This window comes from Paraburkholderia sp. RL17-337-BIB-A (assembly GCF_046025895.1).
GTDB classification, from domain to species: domain Bacteria; phylum Pseudomonadota; class Gammaproteobacteria; order Burkholderiales; family Burkholderiaceae; genus Paraburkholderia; species Paraburkholderia fungorum_C.
In genome coordinates this window covers 2878642-2898122 of record NZ_JARESY010000002.1, presented here as the reverse complement: position 1 = coordinate 2898122, position 19481 = coordinate 2878642, and the positions used below count along the sequence as shown (strand labels likewise).

Below are 19481 nucleotides of genomic sequence, written 5' to 3'. Positions count from 1 at the left end.
CGTGGCTGAACCCGTCTCTCCGGCGCGACGTCCGCTTAAAGCGGTCGTTGTACCTTGCGATATCAGGGATGCCATGCTCGACGATTCGCTCCCCATCCGAAAGGCGTTCATGACAGCGCGCCAACGCTGGACCATTCTGGTCGCCAGTACCGGGGGAGCGCTGGAGGTATTCGATTTCGTCATCTTCGGATTTTTCGCACGAACCATCGGCAGTGAGTTCTTTCCATCACAAACCGGCATATCGGCGGAGACCTTGTCGTTTACGGTGCTGGCCATTGGCTACCTTTCCAGGCCGTTGGGAGGCATCTTCCTTGGCCGGTTAGGCGACACGCATGGCCGGCGCCTGGTTTTCGTGTCGTCCGCGATGATCGCCTCCATTTCGACACTCCTCATTGGAATACTTCCTTCATACGCTGTATGGGGCGCGGCCGCCCCGGCGCTTCTTCTCGTGCTGCGGCTCATCCAGGGTCTGTGCCTCGGCGGTGAGCTGCCAGGCGCAGTGGTCTATGCCGTCGAAACCGTGCGTGGAAGGCCTGGTTTCCTGTGCGGCATCGTGTTCGTCGCGGTCAACCTTGCGTTGCTTCTGGCGACGAGCATTAATCTTGCAGTGCAATGGGCGTTCACACCCGAGCAGGTCAACGCGTTCGGATGGCGGATTGGCTTTCTGTTTGGTGGGATGGTCGGGCTGTTGAGCTTTGCCCTGCGCCGGACCCTTGCTGAAACCGACGAATACGCGCGGGCCATTGGCGCCCGGCATCGCGAGCCTCTTGCCGTCCTGTTTCGCAACCACTTCGCTCGCTTGACGACAGGCGCTGCCGCGTGTCTGCTGGTGGGTGCGTCGGGTGGCATCTTTATCGGATTCGCGCCAGGTTATCTGCAAGGGCTTCAATACGACGCGCAGCAGATCGCGAGTGCCCAGACGCGCTACCTGATCGTCGTGGCAGTCTGCATTCTCGTGACGTCGTACGTTGGCGACCTGCTGCCGCGCCGTTATATTTTCAGGTCGGGCACCGTGTTGTCCGCGCTGTTCGCACCCTTCTTCTTCATTGCGGCCGCCCGTCACTACGCCAGCCTGTCCGTGCTGTTCGTGACGGCCGGCGTCGTCACTTCTCTCGCCAATGGAACCTTCGCGTGCGCGATTGCCGACATGTTTCCAGTCGACGTCCGATTCAGCGGCGTTGCCACGGCCATGAATCTCGGTCTGGCCACGTCGCTGGGACTGACGCCGCTCGCGGCGAATATCCTCGTTTCCAGTCTGCACTGGACGCTCGGGCCCGCTCTCGTCATTGAGTTGTGCTCGGCGCTTGCATTCGCGGCTTCATTCGGGATGAAGCGCGGGCAACAGAGCGCTGACGTCCTCGATGCGGACAGGAACTCGCGATGGCAGGAGCGCAGATGAACACGCCAGAATCCGTCAGGATCGCGGATGTCGAACTCAACATTCAGCGCTACGAATTGCGCCGTGCAGGCGAGGAGATCAGGCTTGAGCGTCTGCCGATGGAGTTGCTGATCCTGATGGCATCACGTAACGGGCAACTCGTCACGCGTGCGGATATCGTGCGCGCGCTGTGGGGCACAAATGCGTATCGGGAAACGGACAACAGCATCAATACGGCGATCCGTAAAATTCGCGTCGCGCTTCAGGATGATCCAGTCAACCCGCAGCACGTCATCACGGTGAAGGGCAAAGGCTATCGCCTGAATAACGTGCAGCCCGTGTCGGAGGAATCGGTACCCGCCCCGCAGGAAGCCGTGCGGATACTGGTCCTTCCGTTCCAGAACCAGACTGGCGATTCCGGCCAGGACAGTTTCTGTGACGCGCTGGCCGACGAAACCTCCGCCAACATCGGCGTGCTGGATCCAGAGCGCATTCTTGTCATTTCGAGGACGACCGCCGCCCGCTACCGGCGGGTCAGCAAGAGTGTCGCGGAGATCGCGCGCGAGCTGTCGCTCGACTACGTGCTGGAAGGTTCGCTCCAGCGGGACGGCGAGAAAATTCGCATTCTGGCGCAACTGATACGTTGCGCCGATCAGGTGCAGATCTGGAGTCGCGCGCATGAGCCGATGGTGAGCGGAGCGCTGGAAATCCAGAAAGAGGTTGGAACGGCGCTCGCCCGGGAGGTGTCGCCAGCGCTCGCGGAGCAGCAGCGGCACATGCTGGTGAGACGTCTTCCGGTCGATCCGGCGGCGCATGATGCCTATCTGCGCGGCCGTTACTACTGGACCCGTCGCGTGCACTTCGACGCAGGGTTTGCCGCGCATCACGCGCTGAGCGACGAGGACTTCGTTCGCGCGCGGGGCTACTTCGAGCGTGCGCTTGAACATGATCCGACTTACGCGCTCGGGTATGTGGGGATGTCGAACGTCCTCGGCGCCGCATCGACACACGGGGTCTGTCCACCGGCGGAGGGCCATCCGAGAGCGCGGCAGGCGGTGCTGCGAGCACTGGAGCTGGACGCGGATCTTCCTGAGGCTCACCAGGCGCTAGCCGGCGTGCACTACTTCTATGACTGGGACTGGCACCGGGCAGAGGAGGAGTTTCTCGAGGCGTTACGGCTCAACCCGAGCCACGCCGAAACGAGCCGCCTGTATGCAAGACTCCTGCTGGTGCTCGGGCGAGAAGCGGAAGGCAGAGCGCAGTTCGACCATGCCGAGAAGGTCGACCCGCTCGGCTTCGAAGGGTCACGCATATTTGGGCTCGTACAGGCGGGCAAATACGGCGAGGTGATTCGGGAGTGCCTGAGCAGTGGGCATGGCAACCGCTCCCCGCTGATCTATCAGTTACTGGCAACCGCCTATGAACAGCAGGGCCAATATGAGGAGGCTGTCGAAGCGACTATCGATGCGCTAACGCGGTGCAACGAATTCGCTCGCGCAGAGACTATTCGCACGATCTGGGACGCCGGCGGCTACAAAAAGGTCCTGGAATGGTATTTACAGGACTTGATGGCGAGGCATCAAAGGCGCTATACGTCGCCGTTTCTGTTTGCGGAAATTTACGCGCGGCTCGACCAGCCGGACGAGATGTTTCATTGGCTCGACGTTGCGCTTGCCGAACATTCGCCGCGCCTGTGTGAACTTCGCACCAACGCATGGTTTCATCGCTATCGGTCGACGGGGCGGTTCCGGAACATCGAAAAGCGTATTGGCTACTGAGGCTGGGAACGCAGCCGCGTGACCCGGCGCATGAGTCCCGTAGGCCAGCCACCGTTACGCACGATGAGTGTTTTCGCGTGCATTCATCGTGCGGGACGGCGGTCGCGCAAAGCCGGCGCGCGGCAGTCAATGGTGGGCGAACGTCGTGCTCAGGCTGCGGCTCTGCTCTGCGGATAGCTGGGATTTGCCGAGGTCCGGGTAAGCCTGTTGCCGTGCTGGACTCATGGCCATTCCCATTTCACTTCTTGAGGCATCGGTGACGCCGCCGACATCCTGAGCGGACGTTGGAGTGCCCGACGGCACGGGCTTGTCTTGCGCCTGTGCGTATCCGAGCAACATGCCGATCGCGCAGATTGCCACAATTCGAATCGTCTTCATGTCAAGTTTCTCCTATCCACTGGTGCGGAAACGGTCAGCGCATGACTGGCCGTAAGGCGATCCCAGACGGTTCCCGCGAGAATGCGGCGTCGCGTTGCTATCGCTGCTTCAATACTGCGATCGGGCCGCCTTCTGCACCATCGACATAACCTGAAGAAATCGTTAACACAGCAGTTCGTGAATGCCGGGTTCAGCTCCTGGTCGCTCGGCGCAGTGCCGGGCAGTTTCACCCGGGGTTCGAGCTGGAGTGCGGCGCTGCGGTATTCACACAGCATGCGCGGGGCGAACGAGCGCCAGCAATTCCCGTAGAACTTCTTCCGTGCTTTCATCCAGACCGTGAAGCACGAGCGCAAGACGATTTCTTAGGTGCCGGACTCCGACACGATGCCGCCACCGGTAGCCGGTCCTTCCTCGATTTTATATTGACGGATTCCATATCTCTGACTAAAGTCAGAGATATGGAATCCGACATTCTCCAGATCCGTAGCTTTAACCGCATCGTCGCCGAAAGCATTGGCGCTATCGATGACCATTTCCTCGGGCGGGGCCGCCCGATGGGTGAATCACGCCTGCTATGGGAGATCGGTGTCGAAGGCGCGGATATTCGTACTCTTCGCGCGCGGCTAAATCTTGATTCAGGCTATGTCAGCCGTACTTTGGCGTCTCTTGAACGGCAAAAACTTGTCGCTGTCCTCACTCATTCGGGCGACCGCCGGGTACGCCGGGTTTGCCTGACTCAGGAGGGCCTCATGGAAAGGGCTGAACTCGAACGGCTGTCGGACGCGGTTGCTTTACGCGCGCTCGAACCGCTCGGCGATGAGCAGCGTCGGAGGCTGGTCGCAGCCATGTCTGAGGTTGAGCATTTGCTACAGGCATCGCTGGTGCATTTTGCGCTTGAAGAGCCGGATAGCGATGACGCGCGGTGGTGCTTTGAACAGTATTTCGGCGAACTCGATGAGCGCTTTGACGCAGGATTCGACCCCTCCATGAGCCTGTCGGCGGATGCCCATGAACTGACGGCGCCGGAAGGCGCATTGATCGTCGCGAGACTCCATGGAAGCCCGATCGGCTGCGTCGCGCTGAAGTTTCACAAGAAGTCCCCGGCCGAGCTTAAAAGAATGTGGGTGAGCCCTTCCGCTCGCGGTATGGGTGTAGGCCGCCGGTTGATTATCGAGGCGGAGAAACATGCTCGGCAGGCTAGCGTGCGCATTATTCGCCTGGAGACAAATCGAACGCTGCGCGAGGCGATTTCGCTATACCGGCAATCTGGATACGTCGAAGTCAATGCGTTCAGCGCGGAACCGTATGCCCATCACTGGTTTGAAAAGCGACTGGTCTGAACGGCCGTAACTCTTTGCTCTGCGACCTTTCGACTGTCGCTGATGATCGTTTCATGTCGGTCGCGAACGGTCGCCTTGCCAATGGCATACGCGATCAATGGCTTCTTTTGCGTGTCAGATGAACGCGTAGCGCTTGCCGAGAGCGGCGAGAAGATGGGGCCATTGATCGACGCTGACGTCGTCGTGAACCTGCTCAAGTTCGCACAGCAGATCGACGATACCCGGATCGTATGCATTCACGTTCGATGCATAGAGCGCCCGCAGCAGCTTGCCGTCCCGGGCGTGCCGATAGTACGAAATGCCGATCCCTTCGATGTCCGGGCAATAGAACTTGTCGCTGACGAGCGATCCGATCGCGCACTTGCGGCCGTTGGCGCCGCGCAGCCGGCACGAGCCGTTCTCGTCCTCCGACACGGCCCCCTGGTTCAACAGATGAGCGCTCACGCGCTCGTAAATCTCTCTTGCGCTCCACATCACAATACCTTCACCCTTCACGCAGCGGCTTTCAGAAGCTCGGCCGACAGGGCGAATTGACGAGCGATTGATGCCAGCCGCTCGCCCCATTCCCATGTGCCAAATACATCGTGAACGTTCTGCAGACAACTGAGCAATTCGACGGTCTCCGGATCGGACACATTGATGCGCGAGCGCAGCAGCGCGCGCTTGAGCGCCGCGACACCGATATCCATGTAAGCCGGCATGCTCTCCGGTGGTTTCGCGATGTAGCGGATGGGCACGCCTTCCATCGCCGTCATGTAGTCGCGCGGCTTGATGAAACTGCCGATTGGACAGCCACCACAATAACCCCGATATGCGCCGCCGCCACGAGGCAGCAAGGAGGCTTGCGCCTGGCTGAACAGATGCTGCACGGTGTGGTTAAAGATCTCCTGATGTGTCAGGAAGCCCAGGCTTTTCATGCTCATCTCCTTGCGCCCTGCGCAGCGGCCAATCGTTGAACATCGATCAACCTGCGCTTTTAGTATCGAGCGTCGGCGCTGGCGCGACAGGGCTGCCGCGAACACAAACGACGCGATGTTTTGACGACCCTCGATTTGGCTCAAAGCGACCTGCGCGGGTCAGACCGGACCGTTGTAGGCGTATAACGTGACCGCATCGGGTATGGACGTACATTACAACCGCGACCGGAATTGGGCTATTACACGGAAGTCAGGAAGGCCGCTACGGCGGGATGTACCAGCACCGCGTTTAGCGTTACCTGGATATACGGACGTATAGCCCCTCAGAGATTCGATAACGGTTGCGTACGGGATGCGCGGTCCCCTGAGGTGGCGAATGCCCGGCGCGTGCAGGATGTGCGGCGCGTCAGTCCTTCTTGTATGGCAGCGGCGCGCCGGCGCCGGTCCGTTCGACGATCAGGCCGTAGTGTTCCGGCCGGCGGTGTTTGGCAAAGTTGAAGACGTGTTCGCGGAAGGTGTCGCCCAATGCGAGGTCGACGTTCGCGAAGATCACTTCATCGCTTTCGCTCGCGCTCTGCGCCACGATCTCGCCCGAGGGCGCCACGATCACCGATCCGCCGATCATGTGGAAGCCGTCTTCCGCACCGCACTTCGCCGCGGCGCCGATCCACATCGCGTTCTGATAGGCGCTGGCCTGCAGGGAAATCAGATGCGTGTGCATGCGCAGGTGTGGCGGCTCGTTCCAATGAATGTTCCAGGACGGCGTGTTGTAGCCGAGCACGCCGAGTTCGGCGCTCTGCAACGACATCACGCGCCAGGTTTCCGGCCAACGGCGATCGTTGCACAGGCACATGCCGACCTTCGTGCCGAATGCTTCGAAGACGGGAATACCCCGGTCACCCACTTCGAAAAACTTCTTCTCGAGATGCTGGAACGGCGCGTCGGGCTTGTGGTCCGAGTGGCCGGGTAAATGGATCTTCCGGTATTTGCCGACCACCTTCGCAGCCTTGTCGACCAGCACCGCGGTATTGAAGCGCCGTCCCTCCGGCGTGATTTCCGCATAACCGAGATAAAAGCCGATCCCGAGTTCGCGTGCCGCGTCGAAGAGCGGCTGCACGTGAACATTCGGCATGGAGCGCTCGAAGAAACGTTCGACGGCTTCTTCCTCGCTCATCCAGTAACGCGGGAAGAACGTGGTGAGCGCCATTTCGGGGAACACCACCAGGTCGGCGTTGCGGCTTTTCGCTTCGCGCAACATGTCGACGAGGCGCGCGACGACAGCGGCGCGACTGTCGGCCAGATGGACCGGTCCCATTTGTGCGACGGCGAGACCGAGTTTGCGAGCATGGCTCATGAGTACCTCTTGCTGAAAATGAATGGGATGGGCGGTGTTTTACTTCTGCTCGTGTGCGCCGTAGCTGAGCGAGCGGAAAAAGCGGGTCGAGGGTGTGAGTTCGCGTTCGGTCGCGCAGGGCATTGGCGTCGTGCGCGGGATGAAGCGTCCGCTGCCGCGCTCGGCGTGCAGCTCGCCGCGTTCGACGATCACGCGTCCGGCACTGACCACCGTCTCCGGCCAGCCGGTCACGCGCATGCCTTCGTATGGCGTATAGCCAACGTTGTCGTGCAGCGTGGCGGCGCTCAGCGTGACTTCACGCAGCGGGTTCCAGATCGCGACGTCGGCGTCGGCGCCCGGTTGCAGCAGCCCCTTGCGCGGGAATAGCCCATACATGCGCGCATGATTGGTGGCGCTTAGCGCGACGAATTCGGGCAGCGTTAGCCGCTTCTTGCCGACGCCTTCGGAAAACATCAGCGGCAAGCGCGTTTCGAGGCCGGGCATGCCGTTGGCGACCTCCTTGAAGGTGGTGGCATCGCCTTTCGGCAATTTGCCGCTGGCGTCGTAGCGATACGGCGCGTGATCCGACGAGAGCGTCTGCAGGGTGCCTTGTTTTAACGCTTCCCAGAGCGCCTGCTGCGCATCGGCATCTCGCAGCGGCGGGCTGCAGCAATATTTGGCGCCCTCGGTGCCGGGCAGGTCCATATCGTTTTCGGTGAGCAGCAGATAGTGCGGACAGGTCTCACCATACACTTGCGCGCCCATCTTCTGCGCGGCCTGGATGGTGGCGAGCGCCTCGCGCGCGGACACATGCACGATCAGAATCGGCACGTCGAACAGGCGCGACAACTGGATCACACGATGCGTGGCTTCGGATTCCGCGAGCTGTACATGGCTCGTGCCGTGAAACTTCGGGGCGGTGTAGCCGCGCTCCAGCAAGCGCTGCGACACCCATTTGATGACGTCGTTGTTCTCCGCATGCACCATCACGAGCGCGCGTTCGCGAGCGGCCACCGCGAGCACGTCGAGCATCTGGTAGTCGTCGATCTTCAACTGCTCGTAAGTCATGTAGACCTTGAACGACGTGATGCCCGAGCGGATCAGTTCCGGCAGATCCGTGTTCAGGGTTTGCGAATCCGTCTCGGACAGAATCATGTGATAGCTATAGTCGATCACCGATTTCTCGCGGGCGAGCTGGGCATAGTCCGCCGCCACCTGAGCGAGCGCCATGCCGCGATGCTGGGCGGCGAACGGCACGATCGTGGTGGTGCCGCCGAAGGCGGCGCAAACGCTGGCCGTGTACCAGTCGTCCGCGCCCATGCGGCCCATGCCGGAACGTTGCTCGACATGGCAGTGCGAGTCGATACCGCCTGGCAGGACATAGCAGCCGGTCGCGTCGATATCGCGCCGGCCGGCGGGCAGGTCGTTTTCCACGGCGACGATGCGATCGCCGACGATGCCTATATCGGCCCGGAAAGTGTCCACATCGCTGGCGACCGTGCCGCCGCGTATCGTCAAATCAAAATCATTCATGTGCGGGAGTGATTGAAGGTGAGTGGACTAGCGCTCGTTGCCACCAGGCGACGCATTCGCGCGCCAACATGTGCGGTGTCCCGTACGGGCGATCGCGAAGCTCACCGCCGCCGTACACGGGTCGACCACGGGCAGGCGCGAGGCGGCTTCGATCCTGGCGCGCAACGCGGCCATGCCCGCGCAGCCGAGCACGATGACATCCGCGCCGTCCACATCGCGCAGCGTCCGGGCCGTCTCGTTCATGCGTTCGAGGGCGAGCGTTTCGTCGCCCGATTCAGCGACGGACAGGTCGATCGAGCGTTCGCCGGCAATCTTCCGTTCCACGCCCAGCGCGCGGTAGTAGCGCCAATGGCGGGCGATGCCGGCCGCGCTGATCGCGATCACGCCGATCCTCTCGCCGAGCAGCGACGCCGTGGCGATGCCAGCCTGGCCGATGCCGATGACCGGCTTGTGGGTGACTTCCCGCGCCGCGAAGAGGCCCGGATCGCTATAGCAGGCGAGCACGAACGCGCTGAAGCGGGCTTCATGCTGTTCGACGAAAGCCGCGACGAGCGGCGCGGCGCGATCGGCATCGCGCTGCGACACGATGCCCGGTGGCGCCGCATCCAGCGTGACACACTGCAGCGAGCCAGCGCCGCCGTGGACGAGTGGCTCCACGGCCCGTGCAATGCTCGCCGTTACGTTCTGAAGCGAATTCGGATTGATGACGCAGATCGGCTGTGGCAAGGGAAACCTTCCTGAGTGATATCCATGTCGGTACCCGAACCGTATCAACCGCCCGCCCGCACGTGAAATAGTTCAAAATTGGCAGGGTATAGACGCAATGCATACCCAACGCTTTCAGATGCCTTGCCATCACTGTGGCGACAACTGTCCCCGAAGGAAGACATGCCCGTTGAAGAGTCCCCGCAGAGCAGGCTGAGCATGAGCCTGCGCCAGATTGAGGTGTTTCGCGCCATCATGATTACCGGCTCGGTCAGCGAGGCCGCGCGCATGCTGTTCGTCGCGCAGCCGTCAGTGAGCCGGGTCTTGTCGGTGACCGAGGAGCGGCTCGGCTTGCTGCTATTTGAGCGCGCACGTGGGCGTCTTTATCCGACACCGGAGGCGAAGCAGATCTTCGAGGAGGTGGAGGCGGCTTATGCTGGGGTACAGCGCGTTGACGACCTCGTGCGAGCGCTGGTGGAGGGCCGCAGCGGCAAGCTGAACGTCGTCTGCAGTCCGAGTCTCGGCGTGCATCTGGTGCCGCGTGCAATCGCGCTATTCAACCGGCAATATCCCGAGTTGCCGGTGCATTTCGAACCGCTCACCCATAACAACCTCGTGCCGCGGGTGATGTTCGGAAAAAATTATGTGGGCGTGTCGATGTTCGAGGTCGTGCATCCGAATCTCGCCACGGAACCGTTGGTGACGGTGCCACTCATGTGTGTGAGTCCCCGTGGCTGGCTGCCCGGCAGCAAGACGGTGCGTCTGCGCGATCTCAAAGGTCGGCCGTGGATCGACTATGGCCACGAGACCCCGCTTGGGCGCGTAGTGGGTACCGCATTCGGCAGTGAGATCCGGCCGCGGCCCACTGTCGAAGTGCGCTCGGCCATGAGCGCGTGTTCGCTGGTGGAAGAAGGTGTCGGCGTTGCGCTGGTCGATCCGCTGTGCCTCGACGCCACGCTGCGCGAGCGTATCGACGTGCGGCCCCTGCGCCCCGAAATAGCACTCAAGGTGCAGGCCGTGTATTCCGTATCGGAGCCGTTATCGCATCCGGCAAAAGTTTTCCTCGAGGTGCTACGCAACGTGCTCGAAGAAGTGCCGGGGAATCGCTGAGGGAGGTGCCGGCCCGGGCGGCGCAATTCCGCCCGGTCCTTTTAAAGAAATTGCCGCATCTTCCGGCGTTCAACGCATTAAAACGGCAACCCCGGCAATTCCGGCAGCTTCAAGGCGTGCACGCCGATCGCCGACGCGTCGAGTCTCTCCGCACCGCCGCTCGGCGTATTGACGATGAAAGGCATCCCGAGTTGATCGGCGCGCACGAGTTCGGTGGAGCCGCCGCCATCGAGATTGATCGCATCATCCGCGCCGATTGCCTTCATCAGTTGCGCCGATTGTGCATTGGTCGTGCCCGTCGAATATCCCGCGACGCGCCCATCGATTACGACGAAATAGAGAAAGCGCCCCTGTTGCGACAAGCCGACCAGCGTGCGCGGATTCGGATCGAGCGGGTCGCCTTCGTTCGGGCTTTGCGCGCTGAGGTCTTGGCCGTTTTTTAGCAGAATGGCCGAACCCGAGACCGCGGTATCGATCAGCTTCAGATCCTGCGCCGAAATTTGCGGCGCTTCGGCGATATAGGCGCGGCCCTGCCGTGTGATCGCTAGCACGGCTTCGCTTTGCGTCGGGTCAGTGGTCAGCGGGCTGACAACCTGGCCGTGCGACACCAGTAAGCCGATCAGCGTCTTCGGCTCGGGCGTCGTCGCGCAGCACGGCGCGAAGAAATTGGCGTTGATCGCGAGCCGCGTGTTGGTGCGCGCGGCGAATTGCGAAATCGTCTCCGAGGTTGTCATCAGCGGACCGCTTTGGCCGGTTGTCTCGACACTCACGCCCGGCGCGCGCAGATCGATGCGCATCACATAAGCACGGCTCACGGTCGGTTTGCCACCGGTGGTCACGGGGTTCGACGGTACGGTCGCCGTTTCGGCATCGACACCGACATACACGGGCGAGTAGCCGCTTTGCGTGATCTGGGTAGTGGGATCGGGCACGTCGGCTTGCACGCTCGCCGAAGCGAGGCCGATGACCGCCGCGGCGGCGAGCGCCTTCAGAATTGCCGAGGTGGGGTAAAGGGCACGCGTCATCTGTTTAATCTCCATTGACGGCGGCGACGAGATCGTCACCTTTCACCGTGCCGCTGACCTTAGAGACGCGATATGACCACCATGTTATTTTTTCTTTTCGTTCTGCTTTCGATGATGCGCAATGGGTACATCGATACAAAAATAAATATCGAAAGAAATTCAGTGCAGTTCTTCGAGCTTTTCATCGAATGACTCTGTTAGCCCATTAGTGCCTGTGCGTTGCCCGCCAAACAACATGGCGGTTTGCTTTTTTCCGCCGCGTCGTCGGGCGACGCCGAGGTTCGCCCCTCGGCGTCGATAGGCCTGCTCACTGCTTCAGATGCGGCTGCGTACTGACTGGAGCCGCGCGACGTGCGGCCAGATTCTGTTGACGCAGCGCCTCGGTTGTTTCGCCGGCACCGTCCGCACGCCAGCCCGGAGGCAGGATCACGTAGCTGATCGCAGTCCACACGCTGCCCGCCGATGCAATATCGCGCGCGAGGCTGACCCAGTGCTCGAATTCGACGACGAGCGGATTGCGAGAGAGCGTCGGCGTCGTGAGACCGTAGCGGCACGGTTCATCAGCGCGTTCTTCGACATACGTGCCGAACAGGCGGTCGAATATGACGAGCACGCCACCATAGTTCGCATCGAGATAATCGACGTTCGATGCGTGGTGTACGCGATGCGCGGAGGGCGTATTGAACACGTATTCGAGCCAGCCGAGTTTCGGCGTCCACGTGTTGTGCAGCCAGAACTGATAAAGCAGGTTGAAACTCAGCGTTGCCAGCACGATTTCCGGACGCACGCCAAGCCACACGAGGGGCGCGAAAAACATGGCTGACCCGGTCAGCTTGCCCGTCAGGCCAAGCCGGTAAGCAGACGAAAGCGTCAGCTGGTTCGGCGAGTGGTGAACCGCATGCGTCGCCCAGAAAAAGCGGATGCGGTGCGACGCGCGGTGGTACCAGTAGTAGCAGAACTCTTGTCCGATAAAGAGCAGGAACACCATCAGCGCGCTGTTGAGCGTGACGGTAAAGATCCGGTGGTCCCAGGCGAGCGCGAAAATCGGCGTCGCGAGCGAAAGCGGCAGCAGTGCAAGCAGCTTGCGGCCGGCCACATCGGCCAGTGAAATCCATACTTCATACCAGTCGAAGGGCGTGGCGCTGTCGCGCTGTTTGCGGGTGAGCACGCACGCCTCGATCAGCGAGACGCCAACGACGAACAACGTAACATACAGCGCGATTTTTTCAGTAGTAAACATGATGGGCAGGTAACGGGTTGAGATGGGACGCGTCATCTGCGGGACAAGGCCGCTCTCGCGTCGAGTGAAGCTAATGTAGTGGGCTGCCCGGTTAAAAGCCATGCGGAAACTATGTCGCCAGATGTCGCGGAATTCCGGCCGCGGCCGGGCATTCAGGTGCGCTGCCAGACCGGCGACATGGCGCGACATAATTCGCGGATAGCGCGCAGCGCTGCGTCCTCCCATACTTGCGTCTGCGGGTTGCGGCAGAGCTCTCTCACAGACAGCGCGCACTCACGCAGACGTGATCTCCGATAGTTTGTGATCCTGTGGATCGAACGATTGTCGGTGACGCTCCCTCGACAATTTGCGGCACGCCTGTGCCGATGACAGGATCGACATGCAAACCTCATTCAAGTCCCTCGTTCGCAAAGCAAAACGCCTGGCCGGCACGGCAGTCCTGGCCGGATCGCTGCTTCTGAGTGGCTGTGCCTTCGGCGCCACCGTCACAACCCAGGCCGACGCTGCGCTGCACATTCGCGCCGACGTCATCTACGTGTATTCGTTCGATGCAACGCCCGACCAGGTGAAAATGGACAGCGGCATGGCACAGGAACTGAAGACGGCGATGAGCGGCGAATCGTCTGCGCAGAAGCAGTATCAGACGGCGATTGATACACGTGAACAGGTCGCCGACGAAATCGTGCGCGAACTGCAATCGATGGGACTGCGCGCGGTGCGCGTGGATGGCCCTGCACCGGTGAATCAGAACGCGCTGATCGTCGAGGGCAACTTCCAGACGATCGACGAAGGCAAGCGTCGCCGTCGCATGTTGATCGGTCTTGGCGCTGGCAAGAGCGAAGTGGGTGCATCGGTCCAGATCCTGTACAAGCCCGCTAACGGCGCACCGGTGCCGCTGCAAAGCTTCTCTGCTAACGCCGATAGTGGCCACATGCCGGGCGTCGCGGAAACAGCGGGTGTCGGCGCGGCTGCCGGTCATATTGCAACGGCTGCGGCAACGGGCGCGTCGCTGCATGGCGTGTCCGAGGTGAAACGGGATAGCGTGGCCGGTGACGCGAAAAAGCTGGGCGATTCGATCGCGAAGCAGATTGCAGCGGCAAGCGTCGCGAACGGCTGGATGTCGGCTGAGCGTATGGACTGATGGGTGCGCGTGAAGGCGGCGCTGGATCTCCTGAAAGCATTCCGGTCCCAATGGGTGACATGGGGAAGTCAGTGCGGACCAAAAGGAAGCCGGGATAATGAACGCCTCACAGCGCAACTTTCGGGGCTAGTCTCCAAGGTGTCGGCGGCGAACCGGAGGTGAGTTATGCCCGAAGAAGTCCAGTACAGTCACTCAACCGATCTCCCCGGTTTGATCCTTAGCACGGCTCGGTTTGCGGAGTTTCGCTTTGAGCCGCACTATCATCTCGACTGCCATATCGCACTCGTTGCACAACGGGGTGCAACGTCAATCGTTCCGTGGGGAATCCCTGTTGCTCACGCGTGGCGCAATTCAGCTTATGCCTGCGGGCAAGGTTCACGACGGGGTTGCCGATGCTGACGAGTCGTACACGCTTCAAACGTTTCGACTATCGCCCGCGCTGCTGAATGGCTTCGGGGAGGACATCACGGGCAAGCACTATTTCTCCTCGCAAACCGCCATGGTGCTGCAAGATAGCCGTCTCGCAGATCAGTTGCTCAACATGCACTGAACCCTTCAGCAGGGCATGAACGATCCGATCATGAACGAAACCTACGTTCTGGAATTGCTGGAGTCACTGTTTGCCCGTTTGAAGCAACCAGCCCCGCAGACTATCGCGGGAGCCTTATCGTCTCAGCAACTGCGACCTTGTGCGGGAATTCGCCGAGGCGCATATTGCCGACAAAATCGTTCTGGAAGATCTGTCTCTTCTGGTTGGCCTCGCTCGATTCCGGTTCTTGAAACTGTTCAAACGCAACGCGCTCTTGTGGGCCGGTTGATGCCGATCGCGTCGGGCATTGACCGGGCAGGAAGGGACTGCCCGGGTCCTCGCGCTCACAGTCGATCGGGAACCGCTCAACTGCCTCGCCGATTAGCCGCCGTCGGCCGAAACTCGAGCCGAGTCACTGACGAACGATGCACCATACGGCATCTCCACAGCCGGCGCAGCGTGCTGTTCCGCGTAGGCGCGACGCATCGGCTTCAGCACGAACAGCGCGAGCAGTGCCGCCACTGCGGCCATTCCGGACGCGAGCATGAACACCGCGTGCCAGCTGCCCGTCATCGCCGTGACGACGCTGGTAAGCGGCACCAGCAGCGCGGCCGTTCCCTTCGCCGTGTATAACAACCCAGCGTTGGTGGCGGCGAATTTCGGTCCGTACGTGTCGCCGCAAGTGGCGGGAAACAGGCTGTAGATTTCGCCCCATGCAAAGAACACGATGCCGGTGAGCAGGACAAACGCAACCGGGCTTTGACCGTACTTCGACAGCGCCAGAATACCGACCGCCTCGATGGCGAACGCGATGAACATCGTATTTTCCCGGCCGATGCGATCCGAGATCCAGCCGAAGAACGGCCGGGTCAAACCGTTCAGCACGCGGTCGATGGTCAGCGCGAAAGTCAGTGCGGGCAAGGTCAATCCGAGCAGCGAAACCGGCGAATCGTGCAGACCGAAGTCTTTTGCGATCGGTCCGAGCTGCGCGGTCGCCATCAGGCCGCCCGCAGCCATCATCACGAACATCAGGTACATGACCCAGAACACCGGCGAGCCAATCACTTCGCGTGGCGTCGCGTTGTAGACCACGCGCTGCACCGCGCTCTTCGCCGACGCGAGCAGAGTGGCCGGCGGCGCGAGCAGCGCGAGACCGAGTATGAAAACGATGACACCCTGGCCAAGACCGAACCAGAGGAAGGTGGCTTCGTAGCCGCTGCTCTTGATCATGCTGGCAATCGGCACGACGGTGGCCGCCGACCCTGCGCCAAAACCGGCTGCGGTTATCCCCGCGGCAAGCCCGCGGCGATTGGGAAACCACTTCAACGCGTTGCCCACGCAGGTGCCGTACACTGCGCCCGCGCCGACGCCGCCAATGGCGGCCGCGATATACAGCAGCGGCAACGACGACGCCACCGAGTTGAGCGCCCATGCCACTGCACAGAGCAGGCCGCCGACCACCACGACGGGACGCGGACCGTACTTGTCGACGAGATAGCCTTCGATCGGCACGAGCCACGTTTCCGTCACCACAAAGATCGTGAACGCAACCTGGATCGCAGTGCGACCCCATTGGTATTTCTCGTTGATTGGATTCACGAACAACGTCCAGCCGTACTGCATGTTCGCGATCATTGCCATGCAAATCACACCAAATACGAGTTGCACCCACGGCGACGCCCTCCACGACGACGCCTCTCCCTGTAGATCCGCGCTCATAACTGTCTCCTAGGCCTGACTGCCTGATGTTTGCGGGGCCAAAGTGGCTTCTCCGCCCGCCACCGGCGCGATACCCGGTGATCTACCTCATACAGTATGTGGTATATCAAGTAAGTCAAGTGAAAGAATCACCAGGGTTATCACCACGTAATTCTTGGAATGAAAGCTAATCGTATGTAAAAGCCAACATTATTTTCTTTGCAAAAAAAGAGCCCGCCGACAACGCCGGCGGGCCGAGGACATGGAGCGGGACAAGGCTGTCCGCAACATGCTTTGCCTTTATAGATGAAAGCAAAGAGTAATGTTAGTTTTTTATTTGAAAGAAATTTTCGATGCTCATCGACGTCGATCTATCCAGAAAGAGTGCGCGAAGTTGGCGAGCGGAAGGGGTAACGGTTGAAGTTCCAAGCAAGTTCCGGTTCGACATCGAACCGCCGGATTCGCGAAGGTCGGTCCAGCGCCTGCCCTTTATGCTTTCCCTTGATTGCACGACGGCGCATACGGGCAGGGGTCCTTCCACGCACCTTGTGAGGCGCGGTTTGAATGACCGACTTGTAACGTTCAAGCGACAGCTTGAGGTCGCCGTAGGCAGTTGGCCGGGGTTCTCTCTTCGGACGCTAGTCGCCGCCGCACGCCATCGACTCTCCCTGCGATTCGCGATCTTCGGTCCCGCTGCACCGTCCGTTGCGCTTGCGGGCCCTATTAGAGGCCGCTCTGTTCATCAAAACAATGACGCTTTTTTCTTGGGGAAAAAGCTTGCATTTTTTTTATAAAAAACTACCTTCAGTAAAACAAAACAATTCTTTGCTCGGCACCGGAGGAGACCCATGCCGGCTACTCGTACGATGATTGCGCGTCGGGCTGGCGTCAGCGTCGCCACGGTAGATCGTGTCCTGCGCGACGATCAGGCTGTGCGCCCGGAAACTGCTGAACGCGTGCATCTTGCACTCGCGAATCTGCGTGATGAGCGGGCGAGCCGCGGCCGGCCCGCAAAGGTCACTTCGTTCCGGGTCGCGTTCGTGCTGCCGCAAGTGAATTCCCGCTTCCTCGATCACGTCGAGCGCGATATAGCGCTGTCGGCCAGCTTCTTTCGCGAGCACCGCATAACCCCTTCGTTTTACCGCTGCGATTTTTCCAGCCAACGCGAGACTGCGGCGTTCGCCGCTGAAGTGATCGACTACGACGCGCTGGTTCTCGCACCTCTCGACTATCCGTGGGTTGAGCGTTTCATCGAAGAGATGAGCGACGCTCACGTGCCAGTCGTCACAGTGTTCTCCGATTTACCCGCGAGCCGGCGCGCCGCGTACGTGGGTGTCGACAACAGGATTGCCGGACGCACGGCAGGACTACTGATGGGGCGCTTCCTTTGCGCGAAGCTCGGCACTGTTGCCGTGCTATCGGGATCGTCGCGTCTGCATGATCAGGTGGAACGGCGCACCGGCTTTTCGCAAGTGCTGGAGGAGGACTTCCGCAACCTGCGCTGGATCGCCGAACCGGACTTCGCCGAAGACGACGATGGCGCCGGCCTTGCCGTACAGGGCTTAAGTGCGCGCCATGCGGACCTGGTCGGCGTGTATGTGACGGGCGGCGGCATCTCCGGCATTGCAGCGGCATTGCAGGAGTCCGGCGACAAGGTTCACCTCGTCCTGATTGGCCACGAATGCACTGCGGAGACCCGCACCCAACTGTCGGAACGTGCGATCGACGTGATACTCGATCAGGACGTGCGCGGCATTGTTCATTGGGCTGGGCTCGCCGCGATTAATTTTCTTAACGACGTCCGGGGGGCGCTTGCCATCCCCACGCCGGAAACCCGGATTTATCTTCGTGAGAATGCGCATGCCTGACGCTCGCGACACGCGGACCGACTTCTGATCTGCCAGAGCCGAAATGCGGTGCCCGGCGCATGGGCGCTGAATGTCATCAGGTTGGAGACCCGAGAAAGACAAGGAGAAGAGACATGTTACGTCTAACGTCAGCGAGGGTAGTGGCGGCAACCCTCATATCGCTGGGGCTCGGCACTGCAACGGGCGCGCACGCACAGGACAAGCAGTTGACACTCTGCTGGGCGGCATGGGATCCCGCCAATGCACTGGTCGAACTGTCGAAGGATTTCACGGCCAAGACCGGCATCAAGATGAAGTTCGAGTTCGTACCGTGGACCAGTTATGCCGACCGCTTCATCAATGAACTCAATTCGCACGGCAAACTGTGTGATCTGATCATTGGCGACAGTCAGTGGATCGGCGGCGCGGCGGTCAATGGGCATTACGTAAAGCTCAACGACTTCTTCACCAAGAACAAGATCTCCATGGACGACTTCGTGCCGGCAACGGTGGTGGGCTATTCGGAGTGGCCAAAGAATACGCCGAACTATTGGGCCTTACCTGCGATGGCTGACGCGGTCGGATGGACTTACCGTAAGGACTGGTTTGCGCGCCCAGAGTTGCGTGCAGAATTCAAGCAGAAATACAACCGTGAGCTCGCGCCGCCTACCACGCTCGATGAACTCAAGCAGACTGCGGAATTCTTCCAGGGTCGCAAGATTGATGGCAAGACGGTCTATGGCGTGTATATCTTCACGGAGCGTGGATCCGAGGGGATCACGATGGGCGTGACCAACGCCATGTACAACTTTGGCTTTGAATATCAGGATCCCAAGAAGCCCTATCACCTGGATGGCTTCGTGAACTCGCCAGGCGCGGTGAAGGGGCTCGAATACTACAAGGCGCTTTATAAGTGCTGCACGGCGCCAGGCATGACCAACGCCTACATGCAGGAAGGGCTCGACGCGTTCAAGTCGGGTCAGGTGGCGATGCAGATGAACTGGTTTGCGTTCTTTCCAGGGCTTTATAAAGATCCGAATGTCGGTGGCGACAAGATCGGCTTCTTCGTCAATCCGCGTGAGCTGAAGCAATACACGCAGTTGGGCGGGCAGGGCATCTCGGTCGTCTCGTACTCGGACCATAAAGAAGACGCGCTCGAATATATCAAGTGGTTTGCGCAACCTGACGTGCAGAAGAAATGGTGGCAACTGGGGGGCTATTCGGCGGCCAAATCAGTGGTCGATGCACCTGACTTTCCGAAGAGCGCGCCCTTCGCACCCGCGTTCCTGAAGTCGATGGCAATCGTCAAAGACTTCTGGGCAGAGCCCGCTTATGCCGAACTGTTACTCGACATGCAGAAGCGTGTGCACGATTACGTCGTGGCCGATAAGGGCACGGCCAAAGACGCGTTGGATCTGCTGGTGAAAGACTGGACCAAGGTCTTTAAGCAAGAAGGGAAGTATTAGCTTTTAGCTGGACTTGACCGGCGACGGCTGAACGGCCTGTCTCCGGTCCGCTTGAAGGAGCCA

The 19481-nt window shown here is 60.5% G+C and carries 17 protein-coding genes; 8 read left to right on the top strand and 9 right to left on the bottom strand.

Annotated elements, in window-relative coordinates:
* Nucleotides 1-109 precede the first annotated feature (109 nt).
* The gene (locus tag P0D84_RS33650) at nucleotides 110-1399 is read left to right on the top strand and encodes an MFS transporter (protein WP_408343875.1); all 1290 of its coding nucleotides are present in this window, start codon (nucleotides 110-112) and stop codon (nucleotides 1397-1399) included.
* Nucleotides 1396-3156 carry a winged helix-turn-helix domain-containing protein gene (locus tag P0D84_RS33645; protein WP_408343872.1) on the top strand — a complete coding sequence of 587 codons (1761 nt, stop codon included), beginning with the start codon at nucleotides 1396-1398 and terminating at the stop codon, nucleotides 3154-3156. The genes P0D84_RS33650 and P0D84_RS33645 overlap by 4 nt, the downstream gene beginning before the upstream one ends.
* A gap of 126 nt (nucleotides 3157-3282) precedes the next feature.
* On the opposite strand, the gene P0D84_RS33640 is transcribed toward P0D84_RS33645, so the two are convergent.
* The gene (locus P0D84_RS33640; RefSeq protein ID WP_408343869.1) at nucleotides 3283-3534 is read right to left on the bottom strand and encodes a hypothetical protein; all 252 of its coding nucleotides are present in this window, start codon (nucleotides 3532-3534) and stop codon (nucleotides 3283-3285) included.
* A 458-nt stretch (nucleotides 3535-3992) separates the two neighbouring features.
* Between P0D84_RS33640 and P0D84_RS33635 the strand changes: the two genes are divergently transcribed.
* Nucleotides 3993-4874, top strand: coding sequence for a bifunctional helix-turn-helix transcriptional regulator/GNAT family N-acetyltransferase (locus tag P0D84_RS33635; protein WP_408343866.1), 882 nt, complete (start codon nucleotides 3993-3995; stop codon nucleotides 4872-4874).
* 114 nt (nucleotides 4875-4988) lie between these two features.
* Here the strand turns inward: P0D84_RS33635 and P0D84_RS33630 are convergent, their stop codons facing one another.
* From P0D84_RS33630 to P0D84_RS33610, 5 genes are all read right to left on the bottom strand, one after another.
* Nucleotides 4989-5348 carry a hypothetical protein gene (locus P0D84_RS33630; RefSeq protein WP_408343862.1) on the bottom strand — a complete coding sequence of 120 codons (360 nt, stop codon included), beginning with the start codon at nucleotides 5346-5348 and terminating at the stop codon, nucleotides 4989-4991.
* Between the two features lie 17 nt (nucleotides 5349-5365).
* Nucleotides 5366-5791 carry a hypothetical protein gene (locus P0D84_RS33625; protein ID WP_408343859.1) on the bottom strand — a complete coding sequence of 142 codons (426 nt, stop codon included), beginning with the start codon at nucleotides 5789-5791 and terminating at the stop codon, nucleotides 5366-5368.
* 406 nt (nucleotides 5792-6197) lie between these two features.
* The gene (locus P0D84_RS33620) at nucleotides 6198-7145 is read right to left on the bottom strand and encodes an N-carbamoyl-D-amino-acid hydrolase (protein WP_408343856.1); all 948 of its coding nucleotides are present in this window, start codon (nucleotides 7143-7145) and stop codon (nucleotides 6198-6200) included.
* 39 nt (nucleotides 7146-7184) lie between these two features.
* Entirely contained in the window at nucleotides 7185-8657 is a 1473-nt protein-coding gene (hydA, locus tag P0D84_RS33615; RefSeq protein ID WP_408343853.1) for a dihydropyrimidinase, read from the bottom strand.
* Nucleotides 8658-8684: 27 nt separating this feature from the next.
* Complete coding sequence (locus P0D84_RS33610; protein ID WP_408343850.1) at nucleotides 8685-9383, bottom strand: aspartate/glutamate racemase family protein; 699 nt, start codon at nucleotides 9381-9383, stop codon at nucleotides 8685-8687.
* Nucleotides 9384-9581: 198 nt separating this feature from the next.
* Between P0D84_RS33610 and P0D84_RS33605 the strand changes: the two genes are divergently transcribed.
* Entirely contained in the window at nucleotides 9582-10472 is an 891-nt protein-coding gene (locus P0D84_RS33605) for a LysR substrate-binding domain-containing protein (RefSeq protein WP_408343847.1), read from the top strand.
* Between the two features lie 77 nt (nucleotides 10473-10549).
* On the opposite strand, the gene P0D84_RS33600 is transcribed toward P0D84_RS33605, so the two are convergent.
* Together P0D84_RS33600 and P0D84_RS33595 are read right to left on the bottom strand one after the other, a co-directional pair.
* Nucleotides 10550-11497 carry a phosphodiester glycosidase family protein gene (locus tag P0D84_RS33600; protein WP_408343844.1) on the bottom strand — a complete coding sequence of 316 codons (948 nt, stop codon included), beginning with the start codon at nucleotides 11495-11497 and terminating at the stop codon, nucleotides 10550-10552.
* Between the two features lie 307 nt (nucleotides 11498-11804).
* A complete protein-coding gene (locus tag P0D84_RS33595; protein ID WP_408343841.1) occupies nucleotides 11805-12737 on the bottom strand; it encodes a sterol desaturase family protein in 933 nt (310 codons plus the stop codon).
* Between the two features lie 379 nt (nucleotides 12738-13116).
* Between P0D84_RS33595 and P0D84_RS33590 the strand changes: the two genes are divergently transcribed.
* Together P0D84_RS33590 and P0D84_RS33585 are read left to right on the top strand one after the other, a co-directional pair.
* A complete protein-coding gene (locus P0D84_RS33590; RefSeq protein WP_408343838.1) occupies nucleotides 13117-13878 on the top strand; it encodes a DUF4410 domain-containing protein in 762 nt (253 codons plus the stop codon).
* A 247-nt stretch (nucleotides 13879-14125) separates the two neighbouring features.
* Complete coding sequence (locus P0D84_RS33585; protein ID WP_408343835.1) at nucleotides 14126-14428, top strand: AraC family ligand binding domain-containing protein; 303 nt, start codon at nucleotides 14126-14128, stop codon at nucleotides 14426-14428.
* Between the two features lie 360 nt (nucleotides 14429-14788).
* On the opposite strand, the gene oxlT is transcribed toward P0D84_RS33585, so the two are convergent.
* Nucleotides 14789-16126 (bottom strand): oxalate/formate MFS antiporter, encoded by a 1338-nt coding sequence (oxlT, locus tag P0D84_RS33580; protein WP_408343832.1) that lies wholly within the window; start codon nucleotides 16124-16126, stop codon nucleotides 14789-14791.
* An 827-nt stretch (nucleotides 16127-16953) separates the two neighbouring features.
* On the opposite strand from oxlT, the gene P0D84_RS33575 reads away from it, so the two are divergent.
* Both P0D84_RS33575 and P0D84_RS33570 read left to right on the top strand, forming a co-directional pair.
* On the top strand, nucleotides 16954-17973 hold the full coding sequence (locus tag P0D84_RS33575) for a LacI family DNA-binding transcriptional regulator (RefSeq protein WP_408343830.1): 1020 nt from the start codon (nucleotides 16954-16956) through the stop codon (nucleotides 17971-17973).
* Between the two features lie 113 nt (nucleotides 17974-18086).
* Nucleotides 18087-19418 (top strand): ABC transporter substrate-binding protein, encoded by a 1332-nt coding sequence (locus tag P0D84_RS33570; protein WP_408343828.1) that lies wholly within the window; start codon nucleotides 18087-18089, stop codon nucleotides 19416-19418.
* Nucleotides 19419-19481: the final 63 nt, after the last annotated feature.